General features: G+C 51.0%; 13 protein-coding genes. 9 read left to right on the plus strand and 4 right to left on the minus strand.

The annotated features are described in order from the left end of the window. Positions 1 to 589: 589 nt before the first annotated feature. Both B0I18_RS19125 and lpxK read right to left on the minus strand, forming a co-directional pair. Complete coding sequence (locus B0I18_RS19125; protein WP_106524359.1) at positions 590 to 838, minus strand: 2TM domain-containing protein; 249 nt, start codon at positions 836 to 838, stop codon at positions 590 to 592. An 80-nt stretch (positions 839 to 918) separates the two neighbouring features. Further along, entirely contained in the window at positions 919 to 2,007 is a 1,089-nt protein-coding gene (gene lpxK / locus B0I18_RS19130) for a tetraacyldisaccharide 4'-kinase (protein ID WP_106524360.1), read from the minus strand. Positions 2,008 to 2,150: 143 nt separating this feature from the next. On the opposite strand from lpxK, the gene B0I18_RS19135 reads away from it, so the two are divergent. After that, positions 2,151 to 3,083 carry an alpha/beta hydrolase gene (locus tag B0I18_RS19135; RefSeq protein WP_106524361.1) on the plus strand — a complete coding sequence of 311 codons (933 nt, stop codon included), beginning with the start codon at positions 2,151 to 2,153 and terminating at the stop codon, positions 3,081 to 3,083. 98 nt (positions 3,084 to 3,181) lie between these two features. Here the strand turns inward: B0I18_RS19135 and B0I18_RS19140 are convergent, their stop codons facing one another. Beyond that, positions 3,182 to 5,257 (minus strand): alkaline phosphatase, encoded by a 2,076-nt coding sequence (locus B0I18_RS19140; protein WP_106524362.1) that lies wholly within the window; start codon positions 5,255 to 5,257, stop codon positions 3,182 to 3,184. 185 nt (positions 5,258 to 5,442) lie between these two features. Here B0I18_RS19140 and B0I18_RS19145 point away from each other — a divergent pair, with 185 nt between their 5' ends. Both B0I18_RS19145 and B0I18_RS19150 read left to right on the plus strand, forming a co-directional pair. Further along, positions 5,443 to 6,444, plus strand: a complete 1,002-nt coding sequence (locus B0I18_RS19145; protein WP_106524363.1) for a hypothetical protein — start codon at positions 5,443 to 5,445, stop codon at positions 6,442 to 6,444. Positions 6,445 to 6,482: 38 nt separating this feature from the next. Then, a complete protein-coding gene (locus tag B0I18_RS19150) occupies positions 6,483 to 7,148 on the plus strand; it encodes an NAD(P)H-binding protein (RefSeq protein ID WP_106524364.1) in 666 nt (221 codons plus the stop codon). Here B0I18_RS19150 and ftcD read toward each other — a convergent pair. Further along, positions 7,145 to 8,137, minus strand: coding sequence for a glutamate formimidoyltransferase (ftcD, locus tag B0I18_RS19155; RefSeq protein WP_181358532.1), 993 nt, complete (start codon positions 8,135 to 8,137; stop codon positions 7,145 to 7,147). The genes B0I18_RS19150 and ftcD overlap by 4 nt on opposite strands. Positions 8,138 to 8,442: 305 nt before the next feature. Here ftcD and B0I18_RS19160 point away from each other — a divergent pair, with 305 nt between their 5' ends. The 6 genes from B0I18_RS19160 (at position 8,443) to B0I18_RS19185 (ending at position 15,384) form a co-directional block, all read left to right on the plus strand. After that, positions 8,443 to 9,729: an OmpA family protein gene (locus B0I18_RS19160; protein WP_106524366.1), complete on the plus strand. Its 1,287-nt coding sequence runs from the start codon at positions 8,443 to 8,445 to the stop codon at positions 9,727 to 9,729. A gap of 240 nt (positions 9,730 to 9,969) precedes the next feature. Next, positions 9,970 to 11,733, plus strand: coding sequence for a DEAD/DEAH box helicase (locus tag B0I18_RS19165; protein WP_106524367.1), 1,764 nt, complete (start codon positions 9,970 to 9,972; stop codon positions 11,731 to 11,733). A 110-nt stretch (positions 11,734 to 11,843) separates the two neighbouring features. Further along, positions 11,844 to 12,263 (plus strand): septal ring lytic transglycosylase RlpA family protein, encoded by a 420-nt coding sequence (locus tag B0I18_RS19170; RefSeq protein ID WP_181358533.1) that lies wholly within the window; start codon positions 11,844 to 11,846, stop codon positions 12,261 to 12,263. A 1,828-nt stretch (positions 12,264 to 14,091) separates the two neighbouring features. Next, positions 14,092 to 14,328, plus strand: a complete 237-nt coding sequence (locus B0I18_RS19175) for a class I lanthipeptide (protein ID WP_106524369.1) — start codon at positions 14,092 to 14,094, stop codon at positions 14,326 to 14,328. A gap of 142 nt (positions 14,329 to 14,470) precedes the next feature. After that, on the plus strand, positions 14,471 to 14,746 hold the full coding sequence (locus B0I18_RS19180; RefSeq protein WP_106524370.1) for a class I lanthipeptide: 276 nt from the start codon (positions 14,471 to 14,473) through the stop codon (positions 14,744 to 14,746). 233 nt (positions 14,747 to 14,979) lie between these two features. Beyond that, positions 14,980 to 15,384 (plus strand): hypothetical protein, encoded by a 405-nt coding sequence (locus B0I18_RS19185; RefSeq protein WP_106524371.1) that lies wholly within the window; start codon positions 14,980 to 14,982, stop codon positions 15,382 to 15,384. Positions 15,385 to 15,481 lie beyond the last annotated feature (97 nt).

Consider the following 15,481-nt stretch of genomic DNA (forward strand, 5'->3'; position numbering starts at 1 on the left):
ATATTAGGTGGTAGATGTTAGATATTAGATGTGAGGTGTGAGGTGTGGGTGTAAGGATGTGAGATGAGAGGATGGTGTGAGGTGTAAGGTGTAAGGTCGAGCCCATTGTCATCCTGAGCTACTCAGGATGACAGGTAAACGCTTGCTACTTTTCTTCAGACACTCCTGGTCCTGATACTTGCTACCTACTACCTGATACTCCGACTGTCATCCTGAGCTAATCCGGGTGTCATCCTGAGCGTAGCGAAGGATCTTAATGGAGGGAGGGGAACTGCTGCTAAGCGATACGTATAACTCGCGTAACAAGCACCTGTAGACAAAGCCAGCTTACTGATGAGATTCTTCGCTACGCTCAGGATGACAGGTAAACGCTTGCTACTTTTCTTCAGACACTCCTGGTCCTGATACTTGCTACCTACTACCTGATACTCCGCTTGTCATCCTGAGCTACTCCGGGTGTCATCCTGAGCGCAGCGAAGGATCTTACCGGAGGGAGGGTACGTGCAAATAAGCGATTACTCTCCACGTCAAAAACAGCAAAGGCCTGCAATGAATTGCAGGCCTTTGGATATCGTTAAAGGGAGGAAGCTTAACCGTTATTGATCTGCTCCTGCCACTCGGTGTAATTTTTATCTTCGTAGTTCGCCCAAACCATGCAGGCGTGCCCGATTACCAGGAGTCCCCATGCGGATGTGATCCAAATCGGCCAAGGGTAAACCCAACCTGTAGCACCTTTATAACAGATGTACCATAAGATGATGTTGACAATCGCAAATACAACAAGATGCATAAACCATCCGCGCACTTGCTTCCCTGTAGCTGGTAATTTCTGAGGCATATTCTGAATTATTTATTTTTTCTACGTTGCAAAGATAATCAGTCTGTTTGTTTTTCAAAAACAAATTTTAATCCAGGCCGCTAGTTTATAGCATTTTCTGCCCGTTCCGATTCAATATATTGTAATATATGCTGGTCGAACAACGCGCCATTGTCCAGGAAGTCGATAGCGATAGGCGCAACAACGATACGGATCTGCCAGGCCGCTAGCTTTTCGCGGTGTATAGCCAGGCGTACCGCATCCTTTTCCGTGGTCACTATAATCTTATCGCTTACGTCCCAGTTGTTATAGGTCTGCCGGATCTCGTCAAAATTACTTTCCGTAAAATAATGGTGGTCGGGGTAACGCAGCAGGTGTACCGCCGGTACGAGCGCACGCAGGTGGGCCAGCAAGGGGCCGGGTTTGGCGATACCGCTTACCAGCACAATATGGGTATCGACCGAAGGGGTGTAGGCCTCGCCGCTAAAAAAGTCGGTCATCTGGTGGTAGCCGATACCCGAAAAGAATACCTGCTGCTCCTTACGTGGCCTGATCTTACCGATCATATCCTTCCGTGCATCGGCGCCGAGACCGGGCGGACATTTCGATACAATTATAATGTCGGCCCGGTGATAGGCTTTCCGGCTTTCGCGCAGGCTGCCGAAAGGCAGTACATAATCTTTATAAAAGGGTTTGCTGTAATCAGTGATCAGGATATTGAGTCCCGGTTTTACCGACCGGTGCTGGAAGGCATCGTCGAGCAGCACCACATCGATCTCCGGTACTTTACGCAACAGGTAGGGAATGCCGGTCATGCGATCCTCGCATACGCTTACTGCAATCTCCGGGAACTTGCTGAAGAACTGCATGGGTTCATCGCCGATCTGGCCGGCATCGGTGCCGGGCCCTGCCAGGTAAAAGCCCCGGGTGCGGCGTTTGTACCCACGGCTCATGGTCGCTACCTTGTACTGGTATTGCAACAGCCGGATCAGGTATTCGATATGGGGCGTCTTACCCGTGCCGCCGGTAGAGAGGTTGCCTACGCAGATAACGGGTATGCTAAACGATACCGAGGACAGTACACCCGCATCATAGAGCTTATTGCGCAGCCATACGATACCGCCGTACAGGAAGGAAAGCGGGTAGAGTAGCGGCTTAAGCAGGTTGACGAGAAACAACAAAGGGTTCATAACAGGGCGAAGATAGGGCAAATGCCGGCGTAAATAAAAATACCCTTAATGGTAAAGCGGCATGGGGCACCGCAGATTCTGTTTACCTTTAATCATAAATTCCGGCACCGGGTAGCCGGTAATGTATCCTAATACAAACTACCATGAAAACGGTCATCGCCTTGTTACTCCTGTTCCTCGGTGTCGAAGCGGCGCTTGCACAAAAGGCCGGGCCGGATTTCAATAGCCTGCCCGCAATAGACCTGTGGCCCGGTGCGGCGCCCGGAGGCCCCGGCCCTGCCGGCGCCAACAGGATGTCTGGAAAAGGTTCGCTCACCAACGTATCCCGGCCCCGGCTGCTGGTGCATGTGCCGGCAAAGCCCAATGGCACGGCTATTCTGGTGATCAGTGGCGGAGGTTATGCGCATATCGAACTGGGTAAAGAGAGTTATCCCGCGGCGCAATGGTTGCGGTCGATGGGCATTACGGCTTTTGAACTGGAATACCGTTTGCCCGGCGAAAACTGGGCAACCCGGGATGTGCCTTTCCAGGATGCGCAGCGGGCCATGCGGATCATAAGGGGTAAGGCAGCCGTTTATGGTATCGACCCCGCTAAGATAGGCGTACTGGGCTTTTCGGCGGGCGGTCACCTGGCGGCTTATATCGCTTCGGCTTTTGCCCGCAACTTTTATCCACCGCAGGATGCATGGGATTCCTTATCGGCAAGGCCCGATTTTTGCGGATTGCTTTACCCGGTAATTTCCATGCTGCCGCCTAATAACAAAACGCATGCTTTCAAAAGTATTTTAGGCGCCGATCCGGCTATGGCTGCAGAGCGCGCCTACTCGGCGGAACTACAGGTAGGGCCGCAAACCCCGCTTACTTTTATCGCACAGGCGGTCGACGATCCGGTGTCGCCGGTGGCAAACAGTACCCTGATGGCTGATGCCCTGAAGGCGCATCATATCCCCGTTGAACTGCACCTGTTCTCCTCCGGCGGACATGGTTGGGGTATGGGTAAGGCCGGGACCGAAACCGTAACATGGCCCGGCCTGTTTGCGGCCTGGATGAAAAATAATAAACTGGTCAGACCCTGAAACTATTGCGCATAGCGGGTCGCAGGAATTTGATAATAGCCCTAAAATAAAGATGCCGCCCGGACAGGGGCGGCATCTTTTCCGTTATCAGGAATTGCTTAGTGGGTAACCACCAGTTTTTTAGAGATCTTACCATCGGCAGACAGTACATTGATCAGGTAGATACCACCCGGCAGTGCGGAGGTATTGTAATGCCAGGTACGGGTACCGGCATTCAGTTCCTGTACCGGCAGGCGATGAATGATCTGGCCGGTGATGTTGGATACATTGACCTGGATAGTCGCTTTCTCGCGCAGTACCAGTTCAATGGCCACATCGTTATCGGCAGGGTTAGGATAGAGATTCAGTTCGCCGATCTGGTTCTGACCGTCTACACCTGGTTTCAGACCGGTAGGATCCAGGCCCAGGAACGATGCCATGATATGTGTCAGGTAAGTATTGTCGAGCTGGCCTTTACCGGTGATCTGCGAAGCGAAAGCGCCGCCGGCATTATCTTCAGCGCCTACCCATACATCCATCGGGGTGTGGTTACCGGGTGTGCCGCCGGCTTTGTCGCCATTACCATTGGTGATCGGGTTAGAGGCATAAGACACGACGATACGGCGACCGGCTGTATCTACCCTTGGCCATAATTCTTCGGTACGGCCCTGGATGGTATACGTGGTATAATTAGGATACCAGCCGTTAGGACTAGTGGTGCCGAAGTCGATATCGCCACGGGTGGTGCCGGCAGGGTTAGCTACGGTTGTAGGGGTAGCGGCGCCGCCTGAAGAAGCGCTGTTGCCGTTCTGTTTAGGTCCGAGGGCATAAGTACGGATGCGGGTAGCATTCTGCTGGGCATCGGCCTGGTCATGCAGACCAACGATAGCCGTACCGCCACACTCGTGGTCGGAGCTGGAGAAGATCAGGGTCTGTGATGTGGTTTCTGCCAGCAGTTTGCGGGCCTGGGCTACCGAGTAGTCGAAAGCCAGTACTTCCTTGATCAGGTAGTCGGAACCATAAACGGTATCATGACGGGGTGTGGCAGGTGTTACGCCATAAACGGCTTCACCGCCGCCTACATAAGAGCGTTTGTCGGCATCTACAGTGTACAGGTTGTTGGGCGAACCGCTTACTACGGTGATACCACCGCTGTTGGCGTGCTCCAGGTGGTCGATACGGCCGCCTTCTACCAGCAGGAAGAAGCCTTTGGTACCGCCTTTAGCCTTCAGTACTTTAATGGCCATTTCGGTCATTTCGGGCAGCGAAGGTTCCCACTGGGCGTTCATCTGGCGATCCTGCTCATAGTTTACGTGAGAGGCATTGAACAGGCCGATCAGTTTTTTATTATTGCTCGAGGTAAATTGGCTCACGTCGAGGTTCAGCAGGGCATCGCGGCTGTTTACATACTGGTAGCCACGGGCCTGGGCCAGGCTGATCAGGTTTACGCTGTCGGTCCTTTTACCGGTTTGCTTTACTACCGCACCGGAGGCGTCTACGATAGCGGTACCGGCCGCATTCTTAATAGTGTCGTTGTAAGACTTGGGCAGGAAGTGCCTGGAACCGCCACCGAGTAATACGTCGATCTCTACGGTTGCTTTAGGCGCTGGCAAAGCCCAGTCGCGGGCTGCATTGTAAGGTTTGATCAGGGATGCAGGAGCATTGAAGATCTCTTCGTATTGCGCCTGGGTAGAGGAGATGAACTGTGCTGCGATATAATCTTCCAGGTCGCGGAACCAGATATGCGATCCGAAGGTAGCAGGCGTAGCGTGTGTAATACGGGTAGTGGTAACGAGACCTACAGCATAACCTTGTTTTTTAGCCATCTCCAGGATGGTTTCAACCGGTGTACTGGTGGATACGTTAAAAGAGATGGATTCGTTGTCCAGTTTACCGGGTTTGCCGCATGCATAAGCCGAAGCGCCCGGACCCGAATCCGTGATCCAGGAGTTAAGACTGTGTGTGGTAAGGGTCCCGTTGTATTTTAATTTGTCGAGGGCCAGGATGTGGAAGCCCGCGTCGTCGGTAAAACGTTTACCCGGTGTGCCCTGACCCAGGGACATACGGGCAGCAGTTTTAGCCGAGATACCAAATCCGTCGCCGATAAACATGACAACGTTTTTGGGTTGTGTACCCTGTGCAAAGGACTGGATTCCCAATGCCAGCACTACCGCAGTGGATAGTATTTTTTTCATGAACGTCTTGTTTTATTTGCTGCAAAGGTGGCTTCATGCCATTACGGAATCATTACGGCACTGTTACCTTAAAATTATACTCGTGTTATAATTACGTTGCTTAATTATTACGCTTTCATGAAGAATGCAACACCGCATTATTATTGCCGGGAATCCCCCGTTTTTTTGCAGAAAAATTAAGACCGATGAAAGTGCTGTTTTCCTTTATGTTGCTGCTTGTTACCGCGCTGCATGCCGGTGCTAAAACTCCAACCTTCGACCTGCCCGCAGGACATAAGCCGGTAAGGGTGCTCAACGACGATAAACAGGCTTACCTGGTTACCGATAAGGCCGTGTTGCTGCTGGGCAAAGAAGGCAGTAAAGAAGTGGTAAAAGACGCCGGCGCCATAGCCGATGCATTGCTCTCCGGCAACCAGTTGTGGCTCGCTACCAGCGATGGTTTGAAAGTGTATGACCGTAAAAGTAGGGCGTTGTTGCACCAGTATTTCGGCGGGAAGCAGGTGCCAGCCATTGGCCTCGACGTATACAACCGGGTATGGGTCGCCACGGCACACGACGGTGTATATATGCAGGTGGCTGCCGATAGCTTTATACAGAAGCTGAACATGTCTGCCGCCTATTCCCTGGTTTGTACCAAAGACAGCAGTGTATGGATCGGTACGAATATCGGTATGTACCATGTTTCCGCCACAGACTTCAATATGGTGCGTTATGCCGAAGAGGGCTACAGCGGCCACGAGTTGCCCGATAACCTCGTAGAAAGACTGTACAAAGACGATGCCTCTAATGTATGGGTACTGATGCCCGATAATATCTCTTTTAAAAGCAGCAGCCAGTATGCCGGCGAGATCCCCTCTTTCGGTTTTGTGGGCGAACAGCGCAACGAGATCGCAACCATCGTAGCCCTGCAGCAGCTATCCTATCTTTTTGTAACGGGTAAAGGCGTTATCCTGCTGCCTTCCTCTTCACTTCGCGAAGAGTCGCACCAGCACAACAGCGAGATCTTTGCTGCACATACCACACAGGCCTTTGCCTTATCCGGCGCACAATTGGGCACACCCGATGCCTTAAAGAACAGCCCGGTACTCTTTGCCGAAAAAACAGGTAACGATATTTATTTTATTACCGCTGCCGGCGGCTGGAAGATCAGGGAAAAACAATTGCTGAAACTGATGCTTAAAGGATAAGAGTGCGGGATTGCTTATTTTTGGGTAAAACCAGGCATATGTCGTACACCGCAATCGTGGCCGGAAGCACGGGGCTTATCGGGCAGCAACTGATCGAACAATTATGCGCCGATCCTGACTGCGGCCGTATCCTGGCGCTGGTAAGGCGCCCCGGCAATTTCGATTATCCTAAAGTGCAGGAACTGGTGGTCGACTACGACCGGCTCGGCGACTATGCAGGCCAGATTAAAGGCGATGTTGTGTTTTCCTGCCTGGGTACCACCCGTAAGCAAACGCCCGATCAGAAGGCTTATTTTAAGATCGATCACGATTACCCGCTGCACCTGGCGCAGCTGGCAAGCGCCAACGGCATAGCCCAGTTTCACCTTATATCCTCCATCGGCGCCGATGCCCGCTCCTCCACTTTTTATATCCGGTTAAAAGGACAAACAGAGCTGGACATAGCAGCCGTGCCTTTCCGGGCGATACACCTGTACCGGCCTTCCTTTCTCGATGGCGACCGCAAAGAATACCGATTCTGGGAAAAGACCGGTCTGGCGGTGTTTAAAGTCGTGAACCCCTTATTGCGCGGCCGTTTGCGCAAGTACAGGAGCATAGCCGTAAAGGATATTGCTACCGTCATGATCCGGCGGTTCAAGTCAGGGGCGGCAGGGATCCATTACTACGAATCAGACCAGATACAGCGCCTGGCCGACGGTGTTTAAAACAGCCCGGCCGCTTGCAGTGCATATTCCAGTATTTTTGCTCCGGGTACAAATGGTTTGACCCGGTCCAGGCCCAGGTAACTGATACCTGCCGCTACCAGCTCCGCTACCGGGGCATCGCCTTGTAGCGCAGCGCTCCCCGCTTCGGTCACGCAGGCCTCGGGTATCAGCCCGATCACTTCGCAGCCTGTGGGTTGTACCCCGTATTCCGCAGCCAGTGTTTTACAGGTTTCCCATACGGTAAGCGGCGAGGTTATGCGGTAGTCGAGCAGGTTCATCGATACCTGTGCACAATCAAAATCTTCCATATACCAGCCTATGGCTCTTAGCGCGGGCAGGCCGCCGCCGATGCTGCGCATTTTGCGGGCTATAGTCGCCGCTATGTTTTCGTCGCGGGTATCAAGCGAGATGTTGAAGGCTACCAGTACATCCCGTACACCGATTACCGTAGCGCCGGTATGCGCTACCCGTATAGAGCCCGGCGCATAACCATAGTCGGGTTGCCAGCCTTCCTGTTGCATTTTATACTGCAGGCCTTCGTATTGTCCTTTGCGTATCGCGGGCAATGTACGCCGGTAGCCGGCTTTTGCGGCGTGCTCGTAGAGATATACCGGGATGCCTAATTCGGTACCTACGCGCCGGCCCAGGGCTTCGGCATAAACCACGGCTTCTTCGATACTGAGTTGTGCCAGCGGGATCAGCGGACACACATCCGTGGCCCCGATACGGGGGTGCGCGCCGGTCTGTACTGCCATGTCTATCCTTTCGGCAGCCGTTTTTATAGCCTCGAAGGCCGCTTCTGTAACGGCTTCGGGCCTGCCGGCAAAGGTCATTACCGTGCGGTTGGCCGAGGGGCTGATGTCCTGGTGCAGCAGTTGCTGGCCGGGCACATCCTGTATGGCGCGGGCTATAGCGGCTATTACCGTAGTGTCGCGGCCTTCGCTGAAGTTAGCCACACATTCCATCAGCGGGCCAGCAGTATTCGTCATGGGGTTCATTTTATTTAAGGCGGCCCAAATGTAAGTATTGCCCGGCAATGCCCCGCCTTCCCGTTGGAGCCATTCCTTTAGAAAACCTGCTACTGCCCGGTAAGGTACCTGTATCCGCAAAGGGCGGGGGAGATTTTGAGAGCAGTATGCATGAAAATTTTAATTAAAATAACATGTGTGATCAAATTTTTATGCAAAAAAATATTATTATTGTAGGGCAGAAATTGACTGTTGCTATTGCAGGAAAGAATATTAATGATGGTATTTTCTCTGATTAAATTTTTACCCTCTAAATATAGCCGATCATGTCTATTAATCTCGTTGAGTTAGCCAAAGGTCTTTTTACACCAGATGTTGTTTCGGGAGCCGGAGCTACACTTGGCGAAGACGAAGGCAATATCCGCAAGGCGGTCAACGCCATCATCCCTGCTGTCCTGCTGGGACTTTTTCAGAAAGCCGATAATCCATCCGATCCCGGGCGTGCCGGGGTAGTCAGTGCCGCAACCGCGGCCGCCGGCAATACCGATCTGCCGGGTACCCTGCAAAGCGTATTGAGTGGCGGTGGCGCCAGCCCCGAAAACCCCTGGCTCCAGAAAGGACGGGAGTTGCTCGGTACTCTTTTTGGCGATAAGACCGATGCTATTGTTTCTATGGTATCGGGTTACTCGGGCGTCAAAACATCGTCGGCCAATACCCTGATGAGCGCTACGGCGCCCGCCGTACTGGGACTCGCCGGCAACCAGGCGCAGGGCAGCGATGGCATCTGGGCCCTGTTGCTGGCACAGAAAGACCATATAATAAGAAGCCTGCCTTCGGGGCTCAACCTTGCCGGCGTTCCCCTGCTCGGTAGTTTCGCAGGCTGGTTCAGTCCATCGGGCCCGCCGGTTACCCCGGTCTCCCCCGTATCGCCCGTTTCCGAAACCACTTATCCCGACCGTAAAAAAGGCGGCGGCGGATGGCTGCTTTGGTTGTTGTTGCTGGTGCTGGTAGCGCTGGCTATCTGGTACTTTATGGGACAAAAAGGATGTAACAACCAGGTAACGGTACCCGAAGAGGATACGGCTATGATGGCGCCTATGGATACTAACGCCAATGCCGGTGCGGCCAGTAACCTGCCGGCCCGCGAATCCATCAAAGTACAATTGCCCGACGGATCGGAGCTGGATGCTTACCGGGGCGGTATAGAAGATATGCTGGTCACCTTCCTGAAAAGCGATTATAAAAAACTGGGCCCCGATTCACTGAAAAATATTTGGTTCGACTTCGATAACCTGAATTTCGAGACCGGCAGTGCGAAGATCACGCCCGAAAGCCAGATGCAGATCAATAACCTTACCGCTATCCTGAAAGCATTCCCGGGTGCCCGGCTGAAAATAGGCGGTTATACGGATAAGACCGGCAACGAACCGGGCAATGTTAAATTGTCGGGCGAACGGGCCAAAGCCGTTCAAACCGCATTAAGCGATGCCGGTGTGGGTAAACAGGTAGATGGTGCAGAAGGATACGGATCAAAATTTGCAAAATTCCCGGCAGAAGCTCCCGAAGCCGACCGTGTAAAAGACCGTCATGTGTCGGTAAGCGTACGGGGCTGAGCGGGTCACCTTTGTTTTATTTGAAAAAGAGAGACTGTCCCGGCCGGTGCCGGGCAGTTTTTTTATTTGCTTGCGCTGTTTTATGGCTTGCAGGGGCCCCGGCCCCGCTTTCCGGTCATTTTTAACATATATCAAGCAGCAAAAGCAGCAATATTTAAGGCTTTCAGGCGGAACGTCCTATATTTATCATAATATAATCGTACCTTTGCGCCCTGTTTTAAAAAAGAACAGTTGAGAAGTATGGAAACATTCCAAGATTTTGGATTGAAAGAAGAGCTTGTGCAGGCAGTGCAGGCTTTAGGGTTTACCACGCCGAGCCCCATCCAGCAGCAAGCTATACCATTACTGGTGCAGGAGACTACAGACATCATCGCATTGGCACAAACCGGTACCGGTAAGACTGCCGCATTCGGTTTGCCTTTGTTGCATAGAATAGATACCAATGAGAGTGGCGTGCAGGCTCTTGTACTGAGTCCTACGCGTGAATTATGTATGCAGATCCAGGAAGAATTTGTGAAATACAGCAAATTCAGCCGTGGTATCAATACCCTTGCGGTATATGGCGGTACGCCTATCGGTTCGCAGATCCGCGACCTCAGGCGCAGCAATATCCAGGTGGTTGTAGCGACCCCGGGTCGCCTGATCGACCTGCTGGAGCGCAACGCCATCGACCTGGAGCAGGTACGTATGCTCGTACTCGACGAAGCGGACGAAATGCTCAACATGGGCTTCCGCGACGACATCGACTTTATCCTGAAAAATACCCCGGTAAGAGAAGCTACCTGGTTGTTCTCTGCAACGATGAACAACGACGTGCGCCGCATCTCCAAAAGGTATATGAAGGATCCGAAAGAAGTGGCCGTAGCCAGGGAGAACGTAGGTAACGAAAACATCGATCACCAGTACTTTGTGACCAATGCCCACCAGCGTTTCGATGCCCTGCGCCGTATCCTTGATTTTGCACCTGATATTTATGGTATCATTTTTACCCGTACCAAGCAGGATGCACAGGATATCTCGGAGAAGCTGATGCGCGAAGGATACCATGTAAGTGCGCTGCACGGCGATATGGACCAGAAGATGAGGACGAAGGTGATGGACCGGTTTAAACGCCGCCAGTTCCAGGCCATTGTAGCTACCGATGTGGCCGCCCGTGGTATCGATGTGAACGATATTACCCATGTAATTAACTATGAACTGCCCGAAGATCCGGAGGTATATACCCACCGCAGCGGCCGTACCGGTCGTGCAGGTAAATCAGGCGTATGTATGTCGCTGGTTACCTCCCGTGAGATAGGCCGTATCCGGCAGGTAGAACGCCTTGCGAAAACGCGCTTCCACAAAAGCGATATTCCTGATGGCGCCGAAGTGGTACGCAAACGCCTGTTCCACTTCCTGGATAAGATCGAGAATGCTGAACCGCAAAGTGGCTTCGGCGAGATCTATCAGAACAGTATCCACGAGAAGTTCGAGCACCTGGATAAGGACGAACTGATCAACCGCCTGATCTGGTTGCAGCTGAAGGATACCATGAAGGATTATGAAAATGCCCCCGACCTGAATGCCGGTTTCGACAACAGGCGCCTGGGTGGTAGTAGCAGCAGCGCCGGTGCAGACCGTACCGGATCTGTGCGCCTGTTCATCAACATTGGTACCAAAGACGGCGCCGATCCCGGCACCCTGGCCCGTTTCATTACTGAAATGACCGACCTGGACCCGAAAGCTGTAAGCCGTATTACTGTAAGGGAGCTGAGCAGCTTCTTTAACGTACCGGCAGAAGCGGTAGAATTCCTCTCCGAATCCCTGGCATCCCGCAAGTTTAACAACCGTAAGGTAAGGGTAGAAGAAGCGGATAAAAAACCGGGCTTTGGTGGCGGAAGTGGTGGTGGAAACTACGGAAAACCAAGGGATAACTACAAAAAAGGTGGTTACGAGAAGAAGGACTACGGTTATGGCGAAGCGCCCAAATTTACCCGCGCCCGCAAGCCGCAAAACAAATATTAACATTTCAGCAGGGCTGGATCTCAGCCATTTGGTGTACTTTTGCACCCGTACCAAATAGTTAATGTGTAATGGGATTTGGAATCGTACTTTGGTCTTGGCTTACATTTGCTTTGCCAATTCAGCAGCAGAACCTGCCTAAGAGCCAGGAAGCTGCAAGCAAAAAGGAAATAAAAACAGAACAAAAAACCGGCATCGCCAGCTTTTATCATAACAAGTTTGAAGGCAGGAAAACCGCTACCGGTGAGGTTTTTGACAACGATAAATACACTGCCGCCAGTAACCATTTTAAACTGGGCACCTATGTAAAGGTAACCAACCAGGTAAACGGCAAAGTGGTATATGTAAAGGTGAACGACCGTATGGGCCACCAGAGCCGCATGATCGATCTTGCCGAAGTCGCTGCCGAAGAACTTAAATTTGTACGCAGGGGTACTGCTAAAGTTAAAATAGAATCGGTACCCGCCGCAGAAGGAAAACGCCAGATACTGGCACAAAATGCGGGCGAAGAACAACCCAAGAACGAACTGTAAATTTTCTGAAAAGTATGTGTAAAGGCCGCTTCGAAAGAAGCGGCCTTTTTATTTACGCCGGGCATGGTCCGGATGGGAACTCCGCTCCGTAAGTAATCGTTAGCACAGCGTTCCTTGCAGGAAGCACTACGGCGACATCAAAATCAAGACTGCAGAAAATTGCTAAAAATACCTTGTACACCTAAAAGAAATATTCCGGGCAGCAGTAAAAAACGGATCAAGTGGAATATCTGGGGGGGATACTTACCCTGATATTTTTTTATTCTTCTTTGTCTTGATACAAAGAAGCAAAAATCAAGACTATAGAAAAAGTGCTAAAAATGCTTTGTACGCCTAAAAGAAATAAGTCCGGGCAGTAGAAAAAAATGAACGAAGGAATGACGAACGAACTAAGGTACAGGGCCAGACTATGGGAACTGTATTTCTTTCTATACGGCGTCCTGCAGCATTTTATTAACGCCCTTTTTCTAAGGTCGGTATGTTGGGTTGTTTCCTGGCTGGATGCCCGGCAATGCATGTAATGGGCGTCTAGCAAAGCATGCCTATGCGGTTGGTGGCCAGATGTTATGATCAATATTCACCCATTCACTGCGTCTCCGTATCGCTGCGAGAAAAAAAAGTATTCCACTGCTGCAAATAGTAGTAGCTGCCATGCCTGGTAGATTCGTAGTGAGGCAATAAGAATAGCTAAGCAAATAAATAGAGATCTGGCAAAATGATGATTCGTTTTAAGAATAAGGCTTTTTATTAATCCCCCAGAAATTCTGCTTTATCCTAAAAAACGAACGAAGGAATGTAAAGTACAGGGCCAGGCTGTGGGAACTGTATTTCTTTTTTATGCGGTGCCCTGCAGGGCGTTGAGCGAAGCATTCCTACCCGGTTGATGGGCGGATGTTACGACTAATATTCAGCGGTTCGCTGCGTCGCCGTATCGCTGCGGGAAAAAAATCACAGGATCATATTCGCTCGCAAGAACTTTGTAATGTCTTTATCTATCTTGGATACCTTAAGTGTGCCCTATTTACTACTCTCGAATAAAGAATATGCTGCGCCGTTGTCCATAACACAGGATGCGCTAAAATCAGCGTTTTCGCGTATTTAGCTGTCCTCGCAGGGTCTCCTGCAAAGGGACCCTGTGGAAGGCAGGGAACAACACAGGTAAATAGCATCAAATGCATATAACGAGATAAACTGCCCCGTTCGCAACGTCCCTTACCGGAGCCGCCGCAGCGAAAATCGGCCGACCTGTTTGGTGACCCTCAGTGGCATAGCGGCGCAACGAGAAAATTAGGGACAGGTTAAACGAATCGCTTTGTCAGGCCTAATAAGTTCCTTTGTCCTCTTTTCGCCTGAGCGGAATACCGGTATAAAAGCGATCCTTTCCGTGCGACGGCTACTGCCAGGGTACAGGATGCGCTAAAATCAGCGTTTTCGCGTATTTAGCTGTCCTCGCAGGGTCTCCTGCAAAGGGACCCTGTGGAAGGCAGGGAACAACACAGGTAAATAGCATCAAATGCATATAACGATATAAACTGCCCCGTTCGCAGCGTCCCTTACCGGAGCCGCCGCGGCGAAAATCGGCCGACCTGTTTGGGGACCCACAGTGGCATAGCGGCGCAACGAGAAAAATAGGGACAGGTTAAACGAATCGCTTTGTCAGGCCTAATAAGGTCCTTTGTCCTCTTTTCGCCTGAGCGGAATACCGGTATAAAAGCGGTCCTTTCCGTGCGACGGCTACTGCCATAACACAGGATGCGCTAAAATCAGCGTTTTCGCGTATTTGTAGTCCTGTTTTTCGTGGTAATTTGGCAGTACTAAAACACTGATCATGAAAAAGAAAACCGTTCAACTCAACAAAAAACTGGTATTCAGTAAGGAGAACATTGCGCACCTGAATGTTTCGGAGCAGGAAAGCCTGGCCGGCGGCGCAGTTACAGGTACCCAGCCGTCCTGTATACTGGCCGCCTGTGGTAATGTTACCATCAATGCAACCTGTCCTTTGCAATGCCGATCGATTACCTGTGTAACCCGGAAACCGCTTACCCCGATCTGTTTGCCAGGTTAAGCCGCTTTCTTTAGCCCCGATTAAAAAAGCTTCCGGCATCATCCCGGAGGCTTTTGCTTTTCTATATATCGAAAAATCAGTTTTTTCACGTATTTATGATGCTGCTTTTCATGGTAATTTAGTTGTATAAAACTCTTTTATTATGAAAAAGAAAACCGTTCAACTCAACAAAAAGCTGATCTTCAGCAGGACAAACATTGCCAACCTGAACCCCGAAGAACAGGAAAGCCTGGCCGGTGGTGCGATTACGGGTACCCAGAATACTTGTGTTGCGGGGGCTTGTGCAACCGGCACCCAGAATACCTGTGTATTAACCGCCTGCCCGAGTTTACCCGATGCAAACTGCTCTGTTTTGTGCCAGTCGGTGGTTTGTAGCATTACCAAACGTAAAGTTACGCCAGTCTGCCTACCATGCTAAGCCCGGACCTGAATCGCATAGTAAAAAAGCTTCCGGGATCATTCCCGGAAGCTTTGATTTTGGTAATGTGGTCAAAATTAGTTGGTTTTTGGTGCAGTTACCAGTTGAAGATCCGCGACTGGTTGTATAATACACGCACTTACGAACTATCCCTGGTAATATTGACAATAATGTTTCATTTTTGAATAGATAATTATCAGCATTTAATTGTTTACAAATCAAATCTATTTATCATGAAATTTTTAAGAACGGTTTTTATCCTGGCCTGCCTGATGGGTACCGCCCAGGCGGTAATGGCGCAATATCCGCACATAGCAAGAGAAAGAAGAGGCCTGGCAGCCCAGGTAACTTTTACTGTAAAAAATAGCGGCGGTACAGCATCCTCGTATACGTACAACTGGCTCGCTGCACCCGAAACCCGTATTTTTTACATAACCAGCCCCACCACCTTTGAAGTATCCGCGGTGGCGACAGGTGTCGGAACCATGAATTTCCTGGTCAGCAAATCCAGTGTGGATGCGGTTGCCGGTTCCTACTACCAAACGGCGCCATCCACAGGAGGACGCAAACTTTATATCAAGAATACCAACCCGTCGAGCCCCGGCACCAATAACTATACTTTTTACCTGGACTATTAAATAAGCGGTTCTGCGCCTGCCCCTGCTGTTACTCCCCGCGATGTAAGTTACCCGCAATGCTTCATCGTATGGCGCGTGCACACTCATGTATCACACC

The organism is Taibaiella chishuiensis (assembly GCF_003014535.1).
GTDB lineage: Bacteria > Bacteroidota > Bacteroidia > Chitinophagales > Chitinophagaceae > Taibaiella > Taibaiella chishuiensis.